General features: G+C 62.0%; 20 protein-coding genes. 8 read left to right on the top strand and 12 right to left on the bottom strand.

Annotated elements, in window-relative coordinates:
- Window positions 1-144 precede the first annotated feature (144 nt).
- The 3 genes from NVV77_RS09560 to greA all read right to left on the bottom strand — a co-directional run bounded on the left by NVV77_RS09560 (window position 145) and on the right by greA (window position 2,737).
- On the bottom strand, window positions 145-1,038 hold the full coding sequence (locus tag NVV77_RS09560) for a LysR family transcriptional regulator (RefSeq protein ID WP_295412474.1): 894 nt from the start codon (window positions 1,036-1,038) through the stop codon (window positions 145-147).
- 117 nt (window positions 1,039-1,155) lie between these two features.
- Window positions 1,156-2,106 (bottom strand): thioredoxin-disulfide reductase, encoded by a 951-nt coding sequence (gene trxB, locus NVV77_RS09555; protein WP_295412472.1) that lies wholly within the window; start codon window positions 2,104-2,106, stop codon window positions 1,156-1,158.
- A gap of 157 nt (window positions 2,107-2,263) precedes the next feature.
- On the bottom strand, window positions 2,264-2,737 hold the full coding sequence (greA, locus tag NVV77_RS09550) for a transcription elongation factor GreA (RefSeq protein ID WP_295412470.1): 474 nt from the start codon (window positions 2,735-2,737) through the stop codon (window positions 2,264-2,266).
- A gap of 300 nt (window positions 2,738-3,037) precedes the next feature.
- On the opposite strand from greA, the gene NVV77_RS09545 reads away from it, so the two are divergent.
- A complete protein-coding gene (locus NVV77_RS09545) occupies window positions 3,038-4,189 on the top strand; it encodes a PQQ-dependent sugar dehydrogenase (RefSeq protein ID WP_295412469.1) in 1,152 nt (383 codons plus the stop codon).
- A 65-nt stretch (window positions 4,190-4,254) separates the two neighbouring features.
- Here NVV77_RS09545 and NVV77_RS09540 read toward each other — a convergent pair whose 3' ends face one another.
- Entirely contained in the window at window positions 4,255-4,464 is a 210-nt protein-coding gene (locus NVV77_RS09540) for a cold-shock protein (protein WP_035080396.1), read from the bottom strand.
- Between the two features lie 509 nt (window positions 4,465-4,973).
- Here NVV77_RS09540 and NVV77_RS09535 point away from each other — a divergent pair.
- Both NVV77_RS09535 and ltaE read left to right on the top strand, forming a co-directional pair.
- Window positions 4,974-5,951, top strand: coding sequence for a methyltransferase (locus NVV77_RS09535; protein WP_295412467.1), 978 nt, complete (start codon window positions 4,974-4,976; stop codon window positions 5,949-5,951).
- Window positions 5,952-6,002: 51 nt separating this feature from the next.
- A complete protein-coding gene (gene ltaE, locus NVV77_RS09530) occupies window positions 6,003-7,022 on the top strand; it encodes a low-specificity L-threonine aldolase (RefSeq protein ID WP_295412465.1) in 1,020 nt (339 codons plus the stop codon).
- A gap of 36 nt (window positions 7,023-7,058) precedes the next feature.
- Here ltaE and catB read toward each other — a convergent pair whose 3' ends face one another.
- The 3 genes from catB to NVV77_RS09515 all read right to left on the bottom strand — a co-directional run bounded on the left by catB (window position 7,059) and on the right by NVV77_RS09515 (window position 11,804).
- A complete protein-coding gene (gene catB, locus NVV77_RS09525) occupies window positions 7,059-7,682 on the bottom strand; it encodes a type B chloramphenicol O-acetyltransferase (RefSeq protein ID WP_295412463.1) in 624 nt (207 codons plus the stop codon).
- Window positions 7,683-7,956: 274 nt separating this feature from the next.
- Window positions 7,957-11,268: a carbamoyl-phosphate synthase large subunit gene (gene carB, locus NVV77_RS09520; protein WP_295412461.1), complete on the bottom strand. Its 3,312-nt coding sequence runs from the start codon at window positions 11,266-11,268 to the stop codon at window positions 7,957-7,959.
- 203 nt (window positions 11,269-11,471) lie between these two features.
- Window positions 11,472-11,804, bottom strand: a complete 333-nt coding sequence (locus NVV77_RS09515) for a hypothetical protein (RefSeq protein ID WP_295412459.1) — start codon at window positions 11,802-11,804, stop codon at window positions 11,472-11,474.
- A gap of 499 nt (window positions 11,805-12,303) precedes the next feature.
- Here NVV77_RS09515 and NVV77_RS09510 point away from each other — a divergent pair, with 499 nt between their 5' ends.
- Both NVV77_RS09510 and NVV77_RS09505 read left to right on the top strand, forming a co-directional pair.
- Entirely contained in the window at window positions 12,304-13,281 is a 978-nt protein-coding gene (locus NVV77_RS09510) for a magnesium transporter CorA family protein (protein WP_295412457.1), read from the top strand.
- A 115-nt stretch (window positions 13,282-13,396) separates the two neighbouring features.
- On the top strand, window positions 13,397-13,543 hold the full coding sequence (locus tag NVV77_RS09505; protein ID WP_295412455.1) for a hypothetical protein: 147 nt from the start codon (window positions 13,397-13,399) through the stop codon (window positions 13,541-13,543).
- 54 nt (window positions 13,544-13,597) lie between these two features.
- Here the strand turns inward: NVV77_RS09505 and NVV77_RS09500 are convergent, their stop codons facing one another.
- Complete coding sequence (locus tag NVV77_RS09500; RefSeq protein WP_295412454.1) at window positions 13,598-14,701, bottom strand: class I SAM-dependent RNA methyltransferase; 1,104 nt, start codon at window positions 14,699-14,701, stop codon at window positions 13,598-13,600.
- 107 nt (window positions 14,702-14,808) lie between these two features.
- The gene (locus NVV77_RS09495) at window positions 14,809-15,240 is read right to left on the bottom strand and encodes a hypothetical protein (RefSeq protein ID WP_295412453.1); all 432 of its coding nucleotides are present in this window, start codon (window positions 15,238-15,240) and stop codon (window positions 14,809-14,811) included.
- Between the two features lie 188 nt (window positions 15,241-15,428).
- Here NVV77_RS09495 and motA point away from each other — a divergent pair, with 188 nt between their 5' ends.
- The 3 genes from motA (at window position 15,429) to NVV77_RS09480 (ending at window position 17,524) form a co-directional block, all read left to right on the top strand.
- Window positions 15,429-16,292, top strand: a complete 864-nt coding sequence (gene motA, locus NVV77_RS09490; RefSeq protein ID WP_295412451.1) for a flagellar motor stator protein MotA — start codon at window positions 15,429-15,431, stop codon at window positions 16,290-16,292.
- A 72-nt stretch (window positions 16,293-16,364) separates the two neighbouring features.
- The gene (locus tag NVV77_RS09485; protein ID WP_295412449.1) at window positions 16,365-17,285 is read left to right on the top strand and encodes a flagellar motor protein MotB; all 921 of its coding nucleotides are present in this window, start codon (window positions 16,365-16,367) and stop codon (window positions 17,283-17,285) included.
- Window positions 17,286-17,350: 65 nt separating this feature from the next.
- Entirely contained in the window at window positions 17,351-17,524 is a 174-nt protein-coding gene (locus NVV77_RS09480) for a DUF1328 family protein (RefSeq protein WP_295412447.1), read from the top strand.
- On the opposite strand, the gene NVV77_RS09475 is transcribed toward NVV77_RS09480, so the two are convergent.
- Genes NVV77_RS09475 through NVV77_RS09465 form a run of 3 tightly spaced genes read right to left on the bottom strand, consistent with a single transcriptional unit; the run spans window position 17,521 to window position 20,264 of the window.
- Window positions 17,521-17,988: a GNAT family N-acetyltransferase gene (locus tag NVV77_RS09475; protein ID WP_295412446.1), complete on the bottom strand. Its 468-nt coding sequence runs from the start codon at window positions 17,986-17,988 to the stop codon at window positions 17,521-17,523. The genes NVV77_RS09480 and NVV77_RS09475 overlap by 4 nt on opposite strands.
- 3 nt (window positions 17,989-17,991) lie before the next feature.
- Window positions 17,992-19,524, bottom strand: a complete 1,533-nt coding sequence (locus NVV77_RS09470; protein ID WP_295412444.1) for a permease — start codon at window positions 19,522-19,524, stop codon at window positions 17,992-17,994.
- Window positions 19,521-20,264: an ABC transporter ATP-binding protein gene (locus tag NVV77_RS09465; RefSeq protein ID WP_295412442.1), complete on the bottom strand. Its 744-nt coding sequence runs from the start codon at window positions 20,262-20,264 to the stop codon at window positions 19,521-19,523. Before NVV77_RS09465 ends, NVV77_RS09470 begins: the two co-directional genes overlap by 4 nt.
- Window positions 20,265-20,393: the final 129 nt, after the last annotated feature.

Raw genomic sequence — 20,393 nt, 5'->3', positions numbered from 1 at the left:
CGCTTCCGCTTTTAGCGAAAACATGTACCGGCATCTCGAAACCGGGGAAGTATGGCGGCTAGTCGGGCCGGACTTCCCCTTTACGGGTCTGTTCGAGCTTGTTGAACATCCTTCAGGTATCGAGACACCAAGAGCGCGGCCAGCCTAGAAGCTCCATTCCCTGGCTTTGGACACCAAGAAGTCGCGGAAGACGCCGACGCGCTTGGAGTTTTTGAGGGCCGGCGGATAGACGAAATAGGCTTCGTAGGCCGGGAGTTCGACTTCGGCGAGGACCTGGGTGAGGCCGTCTTCCTTTTCCGTCACATAGGCCGGGAGCATGGCGATGCCGATGCCGGCGCGGCAGGCCTGCATCATGCCGTAGATTGCATTGACCTTGAGGACGGCGCGACGGGGGCTCGATTCCGAGCGGCCCATGCGTTCGAGGAAGTTGATGTCGCCGAGATAGGAGGGGACGGGTTCACCGAAGCTGATGATGCGGTGATTGTCGAGATCTTCGAGCGTCCGCGGCATGCCATGCTCGTCGATATAGCTGTTGCTGGCATAGAAGTGGTTGTGGACGGTGAAGAGCTTGCGCTGGATCATTTCCGACTGGTTCGGACGATGCAGGCGAATGGCCACGTCGGCCTCGCGCATGGCGAGGTCGAGCTCGGAGTCGTTGAGGCGGATTTCGAGCTGGATCAGCGGATAGAGTTTCAGGAACTCGTCGAGCCGCGAGGATAGCCAGGTGGAGCCGATGCCGACGGTGGTCGTGACGATGAGCGGGCCAGTCGGTTCGTCCTGGCTCTCGGACATCTGCGTTTCGACCTGCTGCAACTCCCAATGCATGCGGTGTGCAGTGCGGAAGAGCTGTTCGCCGACTTCGGTGAGGACGAGGCCGCGGGCGTGGCGGATGAAGAGTTTGAGACCAAGATCGTCTTCAAGCGCCGAAATCTGGCGGCTGACGGCCGATTGGCTCATGCCCAGCTTTTCAGCTGCATGCGTGAAACTGCCCGACTCGGCGGCCGTGTGGAAAATCCGGAGCTTGTCCCAATCGAGCATTTTCGTGACGCTTTCTCGTTGATGGTCAGCCTGTCAGCTGCAGTCGGCCCGACTTAGCGAAAAGTCGGGCACGCATTATGACGATGTTCCACTTTTCACAGAACATAAAGTCGCAGCCTATTCTGCCGCTTCGGCAAGTTCGTTTTCGGCAAGGTAGCGCTCGGCATCGAGCGCGGCCATGCAGCCCATGCCGGCAGCGGTAACCGCCTGGCGATAGACATCGTCGGTAACGTCGCCGGCGGCGAAGACGCCGGGAATATTGGTTTCGGTTGTGCCGGGCTTCACCTGCAGGTAGCCACCGGCCTTCATGTCGAGCTTGCCGGCAAAGATAGAGGTGGCCGGAGCATGGCCGATAGCGACGAAGACGCCGTCGATCTTCTGCTCGTAAGTGCGTCCGGTCGAGTTGTCTTTGAGGGTTACCGAATTGACCGAGGGCGGCATGGCCGAGCCGCCGACTTCGACGACTTCGGTGTGCCAGCGCACTTCGACCTTGGGGTGCTTGAAGAGGCGCTGCTGCAGGATGCGCTCGGCGCGGAACTCGCCGCGGCGGTGCACCACAATCACCTTCTCGGCGAAATTGGTGAGGAAGAGGGCTTCTTCGACGGCCGTATTGCCGCCGCCGACCACGAGCACTTCCTTGCCGCGATAGAAGAAGCCATCGCAGGTGGCGCAGGCGGAAACGCCAAAGCCCTGGAACTTCTGCTCGGAGGGCAGGCCAAGCCACTTGGCCTGGGCACCGGTGGCGATGATCAGGGAATCGGCGGTGTAGGTGTCGCCGCTGTCACCGGTCAGCACGAAGGGACGGCGATCGAAATCGACATGGGTGATGATGTCGTTGACCATCTTGGTGCCGACATGTTCGGCCTGCGCCTTCATCTGGTCCATGAGCCAGGGGCCCTGGATGACATCGGCAAAGCCGGGATAGTTCTCGACATCGGTGGTGATGGTGAGCTGGCCACCAGGCTGAAGGCCTTGAATCATCACAGGTTCGAGCATGGCGCGTGCGGCATAGATGGCGGCAGTGTAGCCAGCCGGACCGGAACCAATGATGATGACTTTCGCGTGCATCGCGACGCCTCTTCGACAATAAGGAAAATTCCCTCGGACCCTAATTAAGGGCCGAAGGCGATAGGTTTCAAGGCACTCATGACAACGGGCCCCAGTCGGGGCCCGCGAAATTGCCGGAAAGACACAGGATATTGTGTCTGTGCCTAAATCTTAGGCGTCAAACATACTTGATCTTGACGATCTCGTAGCTGCGCGCGCCGCCCGGTGCGGCGACTTCGAACGAATCGCCTTCGGCCTTGCCGATCATGGCGCGGGCGATGGGCGAGGAAATGGAGATGCGGCCGGCGGAAGCGTCGGCTTCCGGATCACCCACGACCTGGTAGGTCTTTTCCTCTTCGGTGTCCTCATCAAGATAGGTAACCGTGGCGCCGAACTTCACCGACGAGCCGGAGAGCTTGGAGACATCGATGATGTCGGCGAGGGCGAGAATGGTCTCGAGTTCCTTGATGCGGCCTTCGTTGAGGCTCTGCTGTTCCTTGGCGGCCGAATATTCAGCGTTTTCAGACAGATCTCCGTGAGCACGCGCTTCGGCAATGGCGTCGATGATGCGACGGCGTTCATTGGCAGTGCGGTGCTCGAATTCGGCAGTCAGGGTCTTGTGGCCCTGTACGGTCATCGGGATCTTGTCCATGTCGTCTTGCCTCCAATGGGCTTCAGGCAAATGAATCCGGCGCGCCTTGGTCTTTCCCCCGGAAAGACCGCCGCGCGCCATGATAGGTTGTGGTTGGAGCGCACCCTTTTGGATGCCACTCTGCATGATGTTCCCCGCCAAACGCCGTTCGGCCAACGCTTCACGATAAGTTTTGGGGGAGACAGGAGCCAACTTGCCCGCACGGCGCGTTCCGGTCAAGCGGGTGTGTGAGAATGAGATATTCGCTTCGCTCGCCCATTCAAGGGTGTGGTCCGCAAAAGCTTGGAAAGGCCGGTCGTCGTGCAGAAATCTCTCCCCATTCTTCCGCTTTTCGTTTCGGGTTTCGTGTTGGCGACGACGATTCCCGGCCTTGCCCAGACGGTGGAAAGCAGCGCGGGTCCGCTACGCGCCACTGTGCTGGCGGAAGGGCTTGATCACCCCTGGGCGCTAGCCTTTCTACCGGACGGAAGGTTTCTCGTGACGGAGCGCAGCGGGCGACTGGTGCTGATCGAGAGTGGCGTGGTGAGCGGGTCTGTCGAAGGCGTGCCCAATGTCGTGGCGCGGGGGCAGGGTGGGCTGCTCGATCTGGCGCTGGCGCCGGACTTTGAAACCAGCGGAAAGATCTACCTGACCTATGCCGAGCCCGCGGAGGATGCTGGATTGCAGCGGGGCACGGGCACGGCCGTGATGGCGGCAAAACTGGTGCTGACCAATGGCGGAGGCGGGCAGCTGGAGGATCAGAGGGTGATCTTCCGCATGAATAATTTCGACAATTCGACACGTCACTTCGGTTCGCGCATTGCCATTGCGCCAGACGGAAACCTGTTTGTGACGCTGGGTGAGCGCGGCAGCATGGAGCGGGCGCAGGACCCGATGGATCTCGCCGGTGGCATTGTGCGGATTGCACCCGATGGCAGCGTGCCGGAGGACAATCCCAAGCCGGAAGGCTGGGCGCCGGAGTTCTGGAGCATTGGGCATCGCAATCCGCAGGGGGCGACCATTCGGCCGGATGACGGTGTGCTGTTTACGGTGGAGCATGGCGCGCGCGGGGGCGACGAAGTGAACATGCCGACGGCCGGCGACAACTTCGGCTGGCCGATCATTACCTATGGGGTCGACTATTCGGGCGTGAAGATTGGCGAAGGGACCGAGAAGGAGGGGCTGGAGCAGCCGATCCACTATTGGGATCCGTCCATTTCGCCTTCTGGGCTCGATTTTTACCAGGGCAGCCTGCTGCCGGACTGGCAGGGTGACCTGCTGGTTGGCGGGCTCAGCGGCAATGTGCTGGTGCGGCTCGATATGGAGGGAGACGCGGTAGCCGGCGAGGAGCGGCTGTTCGCAGGGCAGCTGGGCCGTATTCGTGACGTGCGGGTTGGTTCCGATGGGGCGGTGTACCTGCTCACCGACGAAGACAATGGACGACTGATCCGCGTTGCGCCTGAAGGCAAGTAATCGTCCAAAGCAAAAGGCGCGCCCGGCATGCGGACGCGCCCGACAATTTAGTCCTGGCCTGTGGCTCAGCTGGCCGTCAGGTTATCGGCTGCCGACTTGCCAGTCCGCTTGTCCTTGACGATCTCGTAGGAGACCTTCTGGCCTTCATCGAGACCATTCAGGCCCGAACGCTGGACGGCAGAAATGTGGACGAACACGTCGGCCCCACCTTCATCCGGCTGAATAAAACCATAACCCTTTTGGCCATTGAACCACTTAACGGTGCCCGTTGCCATGATGCGCGTTCCCTCGTGCAGTCGCTGCAATAAGATCCCGATCGATGCACCCGATCCAGATCTCAACTATTATCGAATTGTCGGAAAGTGACGTCTGCATAGGCGAATGGCAATTCGCGTTAAATGATCAGTCGGCCGCAATATTCGATCCGTTCACCGTAGCGTGAAACGCAATCCACATCAATATGTGCTTTTTCCAACACAAAGCGCCCGGCAGAATTCCATTTCTGCCAGGTGTCGAACAAGGTCACGACCGCAACGTTTCGGTGCCCGAGTAAGGCCGAAACAGAGGCGCGAGGCGGGCCGGCGATTCCACCGGGGCGTCTCCTGCGCCGTGGAGCATATTGCTCCGCATTTATGTCCAAGAGTGTAACGCAGCATGACAGGGAGAAAAACCCTTCATGGTGATGTGACGCCGATGTTCAGCGTTTTTTCTTGCCAATTCGCCGCTTTTCCGGCAAATCCCGCCCGCTGCGCATTGGGCGCGGTTCCTCGAAAGTCATGTCGTCTTGACCAAGACGTTTTACTCTTCCGGCGATGTCATTGCCGACCGGCGCGCGGATTATGCCCGTATGCTGGCCGAAGGTGGTGACCATGCTGCCGCCGCTGAACTAATGGATCAGGCGCTGGAAATTGCGCCGGAATGGGCCGCAGGCTGGGACCTGCTCGGCAGCTTTCACGAAAAGGCTGACAATGTTGCTGGGGCGATATCGGCCTGGCGGCGGCTTGAGGCACTGGATGACGACGGCGTTTTCGGCGCGCGGCTGAAGCTTGCGGCGCACAATGCCGGCGCGGCGGGCGAGGGCACGGCGGTAAGCTATGTCGAAGCCCTGTTCGACCAATATGCGCCCCAGTTCGAGGACGCCCTGGTGGGCAAGCTCGGCTATCGCGTGCCGGAAATGCTCGATGCGCTGGTGGTCGAAGAGATGGCTGCGCTGGGGATCGAACGGTTTTCAAAGGCGATCGACCTTGGCTGCGGCACGGGGCTGATGGGCGAGAAGCTGCGCGAGAAGGTGGTCTTTCTTGAAGGCGTCGATATTTCGGCCGCGATGATCGCCGAGACCGCCCGCAAGGGGATTTATGACAATCTGCAGAAGGCTGAACTGGTGGCAGCGCTGAATGCGCGCCGGGCCGAGGCTGACCTGATGACGGCGGCGGATGTCTTCATTTATTGCGGCGATCTGCAGCCGGTGCTGGCGGCCTTGGTGCCGGCGCTGAAGCCGGGTGGGCTCGTGGCCTTTTCGCTCGAGGCGCATGACGGGGAAGAGGCACTCTTCCTGCGACCGAGCCTGCGCTATGCCCATGGCGTCGCGGCGACGCGGGATGCGCTGGTGGTGGCTGGGCTCGAAGTGCTGCGGTTTGAGACGGCTACCTTGCGGCAGGACCGTGGGGCGCCGATCACCGGCATTCTGGTTTTGGCGCGGAAGCCCGCGGTGGAACTGACGGCAGCCAATGATGGGGCCTCTGACGGCGACGTCGCGGCCTAGTCAAAGTCCTCGCAGCAAGGCACAAAGAGGCTTCTTACTGGAGACCTCTTCATGAATACGATCCGCCACGATTTTCGCTCGGACACGGTGACGCGGCCGAGCGCCGGCATGCGCGCGGCCATGGCTGCGGCCGAGGTGGGCGACGATGTGTTTGGCGATGATCCCACGGTCAATCTGCTGGAGCAGAAGATGGCCGGTATGCTCAAAAAGGACGCCGCCCTGTTCGTTCCTTCGGGGACAATGTCCAATCTGCTGGCGCTGATGAGCCATTGCGGGCGCGGGGACGAGTTCATTGCCGGTCAGAAGGCGCATCTCTACGTCAACGAGGCCGGCGGCGCCGCTGTGCTGGGGTCGATCCAGCCGCAGCCGATTGCCCACCAGGCGGACGGCACCATGGCGCTTGAAGAGATCGAGGCCGCCATCAAGCCCGACGACAGCCACTATGCACGTACGCGCGTGATTGCGCTCGAAAACACGTTCGGCGGACGGGTTTTGCCTGTTGGCTATATGTTGGGCGCGGCGGAGATCGCCCAGCGGCATGGATTGGGCCTGCATCTGGATGGCGCGCGGGCGTTCAATGCAGCGGTGCAGCTGGGCATGGATATCGCCGATTTTTCCGCCCCGTTCGACACGGTTTCGATTTGTCTTTCAAAAGGGTTGGGGGCGCCAGTTGGATCGGTGCTGATTGGCCGGCGCGACCTGATCGATATCGCGCGCCGTCATCGCAAGATGCTGGGCGGCGGGCTGCGCCAGTCAGGTATTCTGGCGGCGGCGGGCATATATGCGCTGGAGCACAATGTTGCGCGGCTGGCCGACGATCATCGGCGCGCCAAGCGGCTGGCCGAGGGGCTTTCGCGGCATGGTGCGCTAAGCGTGAGCGCACCCGATACCAACATTCTTTGGGTTGGCGCAGATGGTAGCATTGCCGAGCGGTTTGACGCCTATCTCGCCGAGAAGGGTATTGGCGTTATCGGCCGCTACGGGCAGCAGCGCTGGGTGACGCATCTCGATGTGAGCGACGACGATGTCGAGGGTGCGCTGGCGCTTGTCGACAAGTTCTTCGCGAATTGAGGTGAAACGCCCGGGGAAACCCGGGCGTTTCGCGTTTCAGCCTTTTTGCCAGAAGGCGTGGAGGCCTTTTATGTCGGCCGAGGTGAGGAGCGGCATGGCGGCCGAGAGTTTTTCGACTGGCCAATCCCACCAAGCCATTTCAAGCAGCAGGGCGATGTCCTCATCCGCAAAACGCTTGCGGATGGGCTTTGCCGGATTGCCGCCGACGATGGTGTAGGGCTCGACGTCCTTGGTCACCAAGGCGCGGGTACCGATGACGGCGCCGTGGCCGACGGTGATCCCCGGCATGATGATGGCTTCCGAGCCGATCCAGACATCGTTGCCGATGACCGTGTCACCGGCGGGCTGAAAGGCGTTGTTGGCGCCGGCAAATTCAGGCGCTTCGGGGACGAAGGCGAAGGGGAAAGTGCTGACCCAGTCGTTTCGGTGGCCCTGATTGCCAGCCATGATGAAGGCGGCGCCGGAACCGATGGAGCAGAAGGCGCCGACGCGGAGGCGATCGACGCCGGGTGTCGTCATCAGGTAACGGGCGCAGTCATCAAAGCTGTGGCCGTGATAATAGCCGGAATAATAGCTGTATCGACCGACCACGATGTTTGGGTTCGTGACCTGACGGTCGAGCGGAATGCCGAGGAACGGGCTTTCGAAATAGTTGGACATGATTGATCCATGAAGGTGCAGCCCCGGTTGGGGCGCGAGTGTTGCAGACTGTTTGGGAAACCGGCGGGCGCGCAGCATCGAACGCCGGCGTGTGAGGCCGGTTTGAAGGCGTTCCCTCGGCGCGTGTCAGGCGCGCAGGAACGCTATGGAGCTGCTTCGGTCTGCCAACTTCATGGTGCGCTTTGGTTAGCGCAAAGCTGGGAAGTCGTCGAGTAGAAAGCAAAATCCCCGCTTTCGCGGGGATTTTTCAGGTCAGTCGAAGTGACGTGTCCGCTCAGGCCACGAAATATTCCTGCAGGGCACGGACCTGGAGGCCGCCCTGGCGGAGGGCGACTATGCCTTCCACGGCGGCGAGGGCGCCGTCGATGGTCGTGTAGTAGGGGATTTTCGCCAGAAGCGCGGTGCGGCGGATGTCGCGGCTGTCGGAGATCGACTTGAGGCCGTCCGTGGTGTTGATCACCAGTTGCACGCCGCCGTTCTTCATCGAGTCGACGATATGCGGGCGGCCTTCGAGCACCTTGTTGATCTTGGTCGCGGGGACGTTGTTATCAACGAGGTAGCGCTGGGTGCCGCCAGTGGCGAGGATTTCGAAGCCGGCTTCGACGAGATGGCGAGCCATGTCGACGATGTACTGCTTGTCATCGTCGCGGACCGAGATGAAGGCCTTGCCGGAGGTCGGGACCTTCTGGCCGGCGCCCATCTGGGACTTGGCGAAGGCGATGGCGAAATCGAGGTCGAGGCCGATGACTTCACCGGTCGACTTCATTTCAGGGCCGAGAACCGTGTCGACGCCGGGGAAGCGGTTGAACGGGAAGACGGCTTCCTTGACCGCGATATGCTTGAGCTTCTTCTCGGTGAGATTGAAGCTGGCAAGGCTTTCGCCGGCCATGACGCGCGAGGCGATCTTGGCGATGGGTTCGCCGATGACCTTGGCTACGAAGGGTACCGTGCGCGAGGCGCGCGGGTTCACTTCGATGAGGTAGATCGTGTCGTCCTTATAGGCGAACTGCACGTTCATCAGGCCGCCGACCTTGAGCGCAAAGGCGAGCTCGGTGGTCTGGCGCTTGAGTTCAGCGATAACCTCGGGCGGCAGGCTGCGCGGGGGCAGGGAGCAGGCGCTATCGCCGGAGTGAATGCCGGCTTCTTCGATGTGCTCCATGATGCCGGCCACGAAGACATCCTTGCCATCGCAAAGGGCGTCGACGTCGATTTCGATGGCGCCGGAGAGGTAGGCGTCGAACAGCAGCGGGTTGTCGGAGAGGACCGAATTGATCTGGCCGGTCTTGTCGTTCGGGTAGCGCTGCAGAATATCGGGCGGAACGAGGCCGGTCAGGGTGTCCTGAACATAGCGCTCGAATTCGGCCGCCGAGTGGACGATGGCCATGGCGCGGCCGCCGAGCACGTAGGACGGGCGGATGACCAGCGGATAGCCCAGGCGCTCGGCAACAAGACGAGCCTGTTCAAGGCTATAGGCGATTCCGTTCTTGGGCTGAGTCAGCTCCAGCTTGTTGAGGAGCTTCATGAACAGGTCGCGGTCTTCGGCGAGATCGATGGCGTCGGGCTGGGTGCCGAGGATCGGCACGCCGGCCTTCTGCACGGCTTCGGCGAGGTTGAGCGGGGTCTGGCCGCCGAACTGCACGATGACGCCGTGAAGGGTGCCGTTCTGCTTTTCGGTCAGCAGGATTTCGATCACGTCTTCTTCGGTCAGCGGCTCGAAATAGAGGCGATCGGAAGTGTCGTAATCGGTCGAAACGGTTTCCGGATTGCAGTTGACCATGATGGTTTCGTAGCCGGCATCGGCCAGCGCGAAGGCTGCATGGCAGCAGCAATAGTCGAACTCGATGCCCTGGCCGATACGGTTGGGGCCGCCGCCGAGGATGACGACCTTCTTGCGATCGGAGGGGCGTGCTTCGTCATCGACCTTGCCTGCGAAGGGGGCTTCGTAGGTCGAGTACATGTAGGCGGTGGGCGAAGCGAATTCGGCCGCGGAGGTGTCGATGCGCTTGTAGGCGGGGCGCACTTCGAGGCTGTGGCGCAGCTTGCGGACGTCAGAGGTCTTGAGGCCGGCGAGCTGGGCCAGACGGGCGTCGGAGAAGCCCATGGATTTCAGCTGGCGCAGCGAGGCGGCTTCCTGGGGGAGGCCGAACTGCTTGACCTTGGCTTCCATGTCGACGATGCCGCGCATCTGCTCGAGGAACCAGGGGTCGATCTTGCAGGCTTCGAAAATGTCTTCGTTGGAGACGCCTAGACGCATGGCTTCGGCGACGTGGAGAAGACGGTTCGGCGTCGGGGTGCCGAGGGCGGCCTTGATGGCGTTCTTGTCTTCGCCCTCGCCGAGGCCGGGAATGCCGATCTCGTTGAGGCCGGTGAGACCGGTTTCGAGCGAGCGAAGGGCCTTTTGCAGCGATTCCTGGAAGGTGCGACCGATAGCCATGGCTTCGCCGACCGACTTCATGGAGGTGGTCAGGCGGTTGTCGGCGCCGGGGAACTTTTCGAAGGCAAAGCGCGGGATCTTGGTGACGACATAGTCGATGGTCGGCTCGAAGGAGGCCGGGGTGGCGCCGCCGGTGATGTCGTTTTCGAGTTCATCGAGCGTGTAGCCGACGGCGAGGCGCGCGGCGACCTTGGCAATCGGGAAGCCGGTGGCCTTGGAGGCCAGCGCCGAGGAGCGCGACACACGCGGGTTCATTTCGATGACGACCATGCGGCCGTCCTTGGGGTTGATGCCGAACTGGACGTTGGAGCCGCCGGTTTCGACGCCGATCTCGCGCAGGACCGCCAGCGAGGCGTCGCGCATGATCTGATATTCCTTGTCGGTCAGGGTCAGGGCCGGGGCGACAGTGATGGAGTCGCCGGTGTGCACGCCCATGGGATCGATGTTTTCGATCGAGCAGATGATGATGCAGTTGTCCTTCTTATCGCGGACAACCTCCATCTCGTATTCCTTCCAGCCGAGAACGGATTCTTCGACAAGGACTTCGTTGGTGGGGGAGGCGTCGACACCGCTTTCGACGATGGCGAGATATTCTTCGCGATTGTAGGCAATGCCGCCGCCGGTGCCGCCGAGGGTGAAGCTGGGGCGGATGATGCAGGGGAGGCCAATGACCTCAAGCGCCTGCAGAGCTTCGATGGTGTTGTGAGCGAGCATGGAGCGCGGGGTGTCGAGCCCGATCTTCTTCATGGCGTCGCGGAAGAGTTCGCGGTCTTCGGCCTTGTCGATGGCTTCGGCGGTCGCGCCGATCATCTCGACGTTGAATTTGTCGAGCACGCCCATTTTGCGCAGGGACAGGGCGCAGTTCAGAGCCGTCTGACCGCCCATGGTGGGGAGGAGCGCATCGGGGCGTTCCTTCTCGATGATCTTTGCCACCACTTCGGGGGTGATGGGCTCCATATAGGTGGCGTCGGCGAGATCCGGGTCGGTCATGATCGTTGCCGGATTGGAGTTCACCAGAATGATCCGGTAGCCCTCTTCCTTCAGCGCCTTACAGGCCTGGGTGCCGGAATAGTCGAACTCGCAAGCCTGCCCGATGATGATGGGGCCCGCGCCGATGATCAGGATCGATTTGATGTCGGTACGTTTTGGCATTCGGGGCTCGCTCTGTTCTAACAATCTGGACAGCGGGCGAGGAGGGAATCGCCCGGACACACCTGTCCGCGCGAAACCCGCGCTGCAACTGAGCGCTGCGGCACGGGGGAAAAAGACCGAACATGGTGGTTAGGTGGGCTGTCTAACCGAAGAGTCGCGCAAAGGGAAGGGGGGCGCGGCGCATAACAGTGGCCATCCCCTCCCTACTCTTGGGCGGCCTGCTCGGCCGGGCAGCGAAACGGCAGGAAGGTGCTGGCAGCGCCTTCGTTCATCATCACCAGGGTGATGAGGTCAGCTATGTCCCGCTCCTGATTGGATCGCGGACAGATAGCGATCTGCTCCGTGCAACCTGATGCGATGAAATTCTCGTTGGTCGCGAGGAAGTTGTAGTTGATGTCCTCAGAGCCAATGCCATCAAGTGCGCGGGCCCAGGCGTCGGTGTAAAGCGCGCATTTCTGCTGCTGCCATGCGGAAAGTTCTTCCGCATCGGCTGGAGAGGCCAAGAGTAGTGCGGCGGTGAGTGCGAGACCACGCATCAGTTTTCTCCGGCGGGTGCGGCGCATTCTGCGGTGGAGCTGGCCGAGTCCGATCGCTCGAGGCAAGCGCATTGGCTTTCGAAACGCGCAGTTTCCTCCTTGGTCAACTTGCCCCCTGAGACCAGAAGCTCCAGTTGGGATCGGCAGAGTTTTGCCTCAACGGAGGGGGCAGGAACTGGCTGCGCCTCGACAGTCGTGGAGGCGACAAGCAAGGCGGAAAGGACGACGAACGCTATGCGCATGGGAATTCCCTGAAGAGATGCGCCGTTTCCTATGCAAGGAATGCGATATTCGAATGGCATGTTGCACGACGCGCCGAAGCCGTTGACAGGATTGGCCGACAGGCGCATGGAGCAAGACGTGACGTGTGTTTTCACCGTTCAAAGAGAAAGATCATGAACCCCGACAGTCGAAGTCGAATTCGACCCTGTTTGACGGCCTGACGATCTGACTGAGGTCAGCTCCGGTGGGCCGCGATAGCCTACCCAATGGAGCTGCCATGCTGCGCATTTACACGCGTACTGAAGACAAGCTTGTGCCCTTCGATGCTGAAAAGAGCACCGGACTGCCGATCTGGCTTGATCTCATTTCCCCCAATGATGCCGACGTTGCCCGGGTTGAGGGCTTGCTTGGCGTCGACGTGCCGAGCCGCGCGGAAATGGAAGAGATCGAGCTATCTGCCCGGCTTTACACCGAGGCGGGCGCCACTTTCATGACGCTGACCGGACTTGCCAATCTCGACACCGAAGCGCCGATCAAGACGCCGATCACCTTTATCCTCAAGGGCAATACGCTCGTTACGGTGCGTTATGCCGAGCCCAAACCCTTCCTTGCCTATACGAACCGGGCGCAGAAGCCGAATGGCTCGCCGCACTGCTCGGGCGAGGAGGTCATGCTTGGGCTGATCGAAGCGATGATCGACCGGACGGCTGATGCGCTGGAGCGGCTCGGCAATGAAACGGACGCCCTGTCGCGCAGTGTGTTCAAGACGGCGCAGGCAAAAACCAAGGCCAGCACCAAGACGCATGACCTCGAAAACGTCATTTCGTTGATCGGGTTAAAGGCAGAACTGCTGACGATGATTCAAGAAAGCCTCGTCAGCGTCTCGCGGCTCGTTGCCTATTACGCGGCGACGGAAGACACGAGCGACAACAAGGAAAGCAAGCACCTGGTGCGGTTGATCCAGCGTGACGCGACCTCGCTGGGCGAGCATGCGCGGGCGCTGTCGGCGCGTCTTGGTTTCCTGCTCGATGCGACGCTGGGCGCGATCAATCTCGAGCAGAACCAGATCATCAAGATATTCTCTGTGGCCGCTGTGGTGTTCCTGCCGCCGACGCTCGTCGCCTCGATCTATGGGATGAACTACGACTTCATGCCGGAGCTGCACTGGAATTTTGGCTATCCCTTTGCGCTGGGGCTGATGGTGCTCTCGGCGGCTGTGCCTTTCCTCTATTTCAAGCGGAAGGGTTGGTTGTAGTTCGGGTTACGAACTCAGCCCAGAAATGGCCTCAGTGCGGCCTAAAGGGTGCCTTCTTGCTCGCCTCACATCGGCGTGATCGCTCAAGCGATCGGCTTAAAGCAAAGAGGTTGAGATGAAGAATTTGCGCCTTGCCGCCCTCGCGGCCTTTACGGCCCTGGCCCTTGCAGCCTGCGGTGGCGATGCTCCGCCGCCGGCTGATGCACCGGCAGACACGACCACCACGCCGGCAGCTCCGGCGCCAACGCCGCCCGCTTCCTAAGCGGATCTGCTCAAATTTGCCCCGGCTTCGGCCGGGGCTTTTTGTTTTTAGGGGTCAGAGTTGGGCGCGATAGAGCCCGACGCGGATGCCACCGTGGAGGACGGGGGGAAGGGCGGATTCGAACTTTAGGCCCGTGGCGCCTGCGAGGTTCTTGTCAGCGGTGATGATGCCGACGCGCCAGCCTTTGAAGCGGGTTTTCAGAACCGTGCCGAGGGTGCGGTGGAGGGTGACGAGGGGAGCCTTGTCGCCGATGCGAGTGCCGTAGGGTGGGTTGAGGATCACGAGGCCGGGTGGGCCCGGAGGAGGCTCGAGGTCTTCGATGGATTTTTGGTCGAACTGGGTGAGGGCGGAGGCGCCGGAGCGGGCGGCATTTTCGCCGGCCATGCGGATGGCGCCGGGGTCCTTGTCGGAGCCGTGGAATCTTAGGTCTGTGGTCTTGGGCGTGATGGCGCTGCGCAGGGATTGCCAGGCTTTGGCGTCGAAGGAGGGGAGGCTTTCGAAGCTGAAGCTGCGTTCGCGGCCGGGAGGCAGGCCGAGGGCGATTTCGGCGGCTTCGATGACGAAGGTGCCGGAGCCGCACATGGGGTCGAGAACGGGTTCAGTGCCGGTGTAACCGCATTGGCGGAGGAACATGGCGGCCATGGTTTCGCGCATCGGCGCCTTGCTGACCGCTTCCTTGAAGCCGCGCTTGTGGAGCGACTCGCCCGTGGTGTCGATGCTGAGGGTGACGAGGTCGTCCTCGATGCGCACCATTATGCGGAGGGCGGCGTCTTCAGTGATGGGAGCGCCGAATTCTTCCGAGATGGCAGTGGCGACGCGTTGGGCAGCGGCGCCCGCGTGATAGATGCGGGAGCGCTTGCAACTGGCTTCGACGCGGACAGGGATCGACTTGTCGAGGAAATCGCCCCAGGGGATTTTGCGCGAGCGTTTATCGAGCTGTGCCAGATGCATGGCGCGGAATTCGCCGATGCGGGCGAGGATGCGCGTGGCGCCGCGCAGGACCAGGTTGGCGCGCCAGATGTCGGCCCAGGTGCCGGCAAAGGCGACTCCGCCATCGACGACGGTGGCGCCTGCAAAACCCTGTTCGAGGGCTTCGGCGCAAAGCGGGGCTTCAAGGCCGGGGGTCGAGACGAGATAGATGGGAAAACTGGCACTCATGCGCCAGCACTAGCTGGGTAGTGGGGCTGGGGCAATGGTTGTCGAGAGGTGGATTGCCGGGACGAGCCCGGCAATGGCGATGGAAGGGAGAGCTCCGAGATACTCGATCAGTTGTTGATCGACAGAATACCCCACTGGGTCTCGTTGCAGGCGTCGTCGAGGCAGACGTTGGTGATCCACATGGCGCCGTTGGCGAGGCCGACCCCTTCGCTGGTGACGATGAGGTCGTCGACGTCCTGCGAGCCGATGGCTTCAAGGGTTTCGGGCAGGATCAGGCTGTCGAAATTGTCGATGAAATCCTGCTCTTCGAGGATGTCGTAGGTCTCGCCATTGGCGTTGATGGTCAGCGGATAGATGGAGTAGCCGGTGATATCGACCGGATTGAACATGGTGGCGTCCTGAACGCCGGCGAAGATTTCGAAGAAACCGTCGGCGTCGCCGTGAATGGCTTCAATATTGGCGTAAACCTCTTCTTCGCTGGCCGTTGCAGGGGTGAAAAGGGCCAGTGCGAGCAGGGCGGGCGCGGCGTAGCGCAGCATAGGACAGTCCTCCGAGGGGCCCTTCAGGGCGGCCGGGCGCGATTTTGAGCCAAATCGCCGCAAGTACAAGTCAGGCGGCAAAATATACCCGCCGTTAAGTCTGAACCCGGCATTATGAGGGCGCTGGAGAAGACAGGTTGGGTCTGCTCCCCCTGCTTTTGTTTTAGTATTGCGTCAGGTCGGGTTCGATGCGTCTCATTATTGGTATTATCTTCGTTTTCGCCTGTGTGCTCGGCGGTTATGCCGCCATGGGCGGGCACGTCGAAGTTCTCTGGCAGCCATTTGAATTCGTCATCATTCTGGGTGCCGCCATCGGCGCCTACATCATCGGCAATAGCGGCCGCGTGCTGAAATCGACGGTGGGCATCTTCGCCACGCTGTTCAAAGGTCCGCGCTACAACAAGGCCGCTTACGTGGAACTGCTCGGCCTGCAGTTCAGCCTCTACAAGCTGATCCAGGCCAAGGGCGTGTTGGCCATCGAAGCTCATATCGAAAACCCGCACGAATCCGAACTCTTCAATCGCTTCCCGACTTTCGCCAAGAACCACCACGCGGTGGAATTCCTCTGCGACTATCTCCGCATGGTCACCATGGGCACCAACAATGCCCATGAGATGGAAGCGCTGATGGACGAGGAACTCGAAACCCACCACCAGGAGCAGGAACAGCTCGTCGGCGCCATGCAGGCACTGGCCGACGGTACGCCGGCTCTGGGCATCGTGGCCGCCGTGCTCGGCGTTATCAAGACCATGGGCGCGATCACCGAGCCACCGGAAGTTCTGGGCCACCTCATCGGTGGTGCTCTCGTGGGTACCTTCTTCGGCGTGTTCGTCGCTTACGGCTTCTTCGGCCCGATGGCCCAGTCGCTGCGCGGCATCTTTGAAGCCGAATCCAAGTATTTCCTCTCGATGAAGGTTGGCCTTCTGGCTCACATCAGCGGCCAGCCGCCGGTGATGGCTGTCGAGTTCGCCCGCAAGGCGCTGATGAGCGACGTGCGTCCGACCTTCAACGAAGTCGAAGAAGCCACCGCAGCTCTGCCGTCTGCCACCTAAGTTTTCTACTTCTAGCGGGCCGCGCGATCTCCCCACGGATTGCGCGGCCCAAACGCTGCCAGGGGGCACGTCATGGCGAATTTCGAACAGCCGATCATCATCAAGAAGGTCAAGAAGGGTGGGCACGCCCACCACGGCGGCGCGTGGAAGATCGCTTACGCCGACTTCGTGACGGCCATGATGGCCTTCTTCCTCCTGATGTGGCTGATCAACATGACGACGGCCGAGCAGAAGCAGGGGCTCGCCGACTATTTCTCGCCGCCTTCGGTGAGCTTGTCGGATAGTGGCGCGGGCGGTGTCATGGGCGGACAGGCCATGGACAATGCTGGTTCGAGCATGTCGGGCTCTGCGGCTGACATTACGGCACAGGAGCCGGCGGCCGCGGCAGAAGCGGTGACCGGCGAAGCCGATCTTTCCGTTGGCGGCGATGCTCGCGACAATGGCAGCGAGCAGGAAGCCTCGAGCGATTCCGAGTTCAACCTCAAGGCGGTCGATGCGCAGGAATTTCACTCGGCTGCGGCGAGTATTCGCCAGGCCTGGCAGTCGATGCCGGAGCTGACGCCCTTCATGGACAATCTGATCGTCGAGGAAACCGAAGAGGGTCTCGATATCCAGATCGTCGACCAGCAGGGCAAGCGCATGTTCCCCGAGGGCTCGAAATATCCGCTCGAGCCGACCCGTGCCGCCATTGCTGCCATGGCGCCGTTCTTGCAGCAGCTCAATTCGCAGATGACTATTTCGGGCCACACGGCAGCTGGCGGGCGCTATGAAAACCCGCGCTATGGCGCCTGGGAGCTTTCCGCGGATCGCGCCAATGTGGTGCGCTCGACGCTGGGCGAATTCGGGGTGACCGACGATCGCATCAAGTCGGTGGCGGGGCGAGCTTCGGATGAACCGTTCTTTCCGAACGACCCCTATATGGCGGCCAATGAGCGCGTGAAGATCACCGTGCTGCGGACCGCGCCGCCGGTGCCGGCGGGGCTCAAGCCCTAAGTTCTGCCCGGAACTCTGCATGGGGCGTGGCGTTCTTCTCGCATCGTAATTTTGCGAGAAGCGTCATGTTCCAGCTATTGCTCATTCTCATCGTCATTGCCCTCGTGGCCGGCGCCATGGGCTTTACCGGTGTCGCCGCGGGTGCGGCGGGGCTCGCCAAGATCGTCTTTGTCGTGATGCTGATCGGGATCGGCATCATGCTGCTGCTGGCGTTTATGGGGCTGGTGGTCCTGTTCTAGAGCAGCAGCTTGAAACCTTCATGGGTCTGTTCGAAACCGAGCTTGCGGTAGAAGCGGTGGGCGTCGAGGCGGACCTTGTTTGATGTCAACTGGACGATGCCGCAGCCGGCTTCGCGGCAGCGCTCGACCGCCCATTCCACCATTTGCGACCCAAGGCCGTTGCCGCGCTGATCGGCGCGGATGTGGACGTTTTCGAGGATGCTGCGGCGCATGCCGAAGCGTGGCAGGCCGGGCAGGAAGCTGATCTGGAGGGTTCCGACGATCTCGTTGTGCCGTTCGACGACGATGAGCCGGTGATTGGGATCGGCCGAAATTTCGTCAAAGGCGGCGCGATAGCGCGGATCGGTGAGGCTGGCGATATCGAGGGGCGGCGTGTCGGCACCACGGGCGTCGCCAGCGTGGCAGAGCGTAAGAATGGTGGGAATGTCTTCGGGGCGGGCGTCGCGGTAGATGAGATCAGACATGTGTCAGCTTCGGTGCGGCGAGAGGGAACGGGCGATCCCTAGCACGACCAAAGCGATGATGGCAGTCAGGCCCGCGACCCAGGAGCCAACAGAAAGAAGAGCGCCGGTGCCGGCCCAGGTGATGGAGGCGAAGGCCTCGGAAATGGTGGCGGCGCGGGAGGCGACCTGGCGGCGGCGGAACATGGCGCGGCGCATGGGAATGCGGAACCAGACCTGAATGGCTGTGGCCGAGGCGGCAGATAGAATGGCACAAATGCCGGTGGCAACAGCCATGGCCCAGCTATTGAGCGCCAGCAGCGCGAGGAGCGGGGCGAGAACCGCTGCGACGACGACGAGAACGGCTTCGACCTTGGCGCGGAGGATGCTGGCAGCAGGAATGGGGGCTGTGGCGACGAGGTCGTAGGCATCTTCGCCTGAAAGAGCCAGCCAGGCGAGGCCGCCGGCCAGTTGGCCTGCCGCCATGACGAGCACCGGCACGATGACGATGAAGGCTCCAGCGCCTTCGCCGTAGTTGACCCAGAGCAGCAGGGCCGGCGGCAGCAGATAGAGCATCTGCATCAGCGTTTGCGACAGGAGCCACGGGTCGCGTTGCAGCAGGCGCCATTCCTTGTGCCGCAGTGCCTGAGCCTGGCTGCGTCCGGTGAAGTGGGTTCCGGTTTTGGCGCGATGGCGGTTCGATTGGCCGACGCTTGCGGCTGCGACCGCGAGGCGGCCATAGCTGGGGGAAAAGAACAGCATGGCGAGGGCGAGGGCGCCGAGGAAGGTTGCGATGACGGGAACGGCCGAGATGGCGTCTCCCATGACGGCGCGGGCGGGGAGCCAGAGCCAGTGATCGGCGGCGGGGAGGGTGGCGATCAGATCGGGCGAGCTGAAGAGGGCGAAGCGCGAATAAGTGTCGAAGGACAAGATCGCTACCGCCTGGATGCCGATGACGAAACCGGCGCCGACAATGGCGGCAAGGATCTGGGCGATGAGGCGTGTGCGCTTGGGGCCGACGAGGCGGAAAAGCCCCATGGTGAGGGCCATGGCGATGGCGACGGCCAGTGCGGAAAAGGCGGGGAGCACGAGATAGGCCCAGAGCCAGTGGGGACCAGCAAAGAGCGCGAGCATGTTGATGATGGGGCTGGCGAGGAGGGCGCTGAGGAGGGCTGTCGAGAGGGCGACGGCGCCGGTGCGGACGGCGAAAAGGGTGCGGGTCGAGGCGGGGGACGAGAGGATCAGGTCGAGATCGGAGCGCGTGTAGTAGACGCGGGTGATCGCTTCCAAAGCCTGCGAGAGCATGACGGAAAAGAACAGGAGGCCAATGCCCGTCACCATGGCGAGGGTAGGTTTGTCGGGCGCTATGCCGTTGGCGGCCGCGGGGGCGATGATGACCGCCGCGATGAGGTGAAGAAGCGCATAGACGGCGAGGCCGCCGAAAAGAAAGCCGAAGAGCCGGACACGCTGGCCGCCCGTCATCATGGCAAGCCAATCGCGCCAGGCGAGGCGCAATTCGTGGCGTGCGAACCAGAGGAGTGAGCCCGGAGCGGCCATCATGTGGCGGCGGGGCCGGGTTCGACGAGTTCGAGGAAGATTTCCTCAAGGGTCGATTCGCGGCCGGTGCGGGCGCGCAGTTCGGTGAGGGTGCCTTCGGCGACCAGGCGTCCGCCGGCGATGACGCCGATGCGCTGGGCCATACGTTCCGCCACTTCGAGAATGTGGGTGGTCATGATGATGGTGACGCCCTGGCGCACCTTTTCGAGGAGGACGTCTTTCACCTGGCGGGCGGAGCCGGCGTCGAGGCCGGTGAGGGGTTCATCGAGGATGATGAGGCGGGGATCGTGGATCAGGGCGCCGGCAAGGGCGACCTTTTGCAGCATGCCTTTGGAGAAACCACCGCAGAGTTCGTTGGCGTGGGGTTTCAGGCCCAGGAGGTCCAGCAGGTCGTTGGCCGTGTCGCGGGCCTGGATGGGATCGACCTGCCAGAGGCCGGCGACGAAATCGAGATATTCTAGCGGGGTCAGGCGGTCGTAGACCATGGGTTCGTCTGAAACCCAGGCGAGGAGGCGCTTGGCGGCGACCGGGTCTTTGCGGACATCGGTGCCAAAAATCTCGATAGTGCCGGCATCGGGGGCGAGGAGGCCCGCGACCATGCGGAGGATCGTGGTCTTGCCCGCGCCATTGGGGCCGAGGAGGGCGTAGAACTCGCCGGCGGCGACGGTGAGATCGAGCCCGTGGACCACGGGGCGATCGAAGCTCTTGGCGAGATTCGTGATGGCAAGGGCGGGGACGGGCATGGAGGCTCCGAGCGGGTCAGGCGCACTCTAGGTTGCGCGCCTTGCTGGCGAGTGAATCGAAATCCTCAAGATTTCGCGTGGGGCAGGGTTGCAAGAATTGCAGGTTGTCGCGAACCCGAGGGTACGGCT

Origin of the sequence: Devosia sp., from assembly GCF_024707125.1 — a bacterium.
Taxonomy (GTDB): domain Bacteria; phylum Pseudomonadota; class Alphaproteobacteria; order Rhizobiales; family Devosiaceae; genus Devosia.
This window is presented reverse-complemented; position numbering and strand designations above follow the sequence as displayed.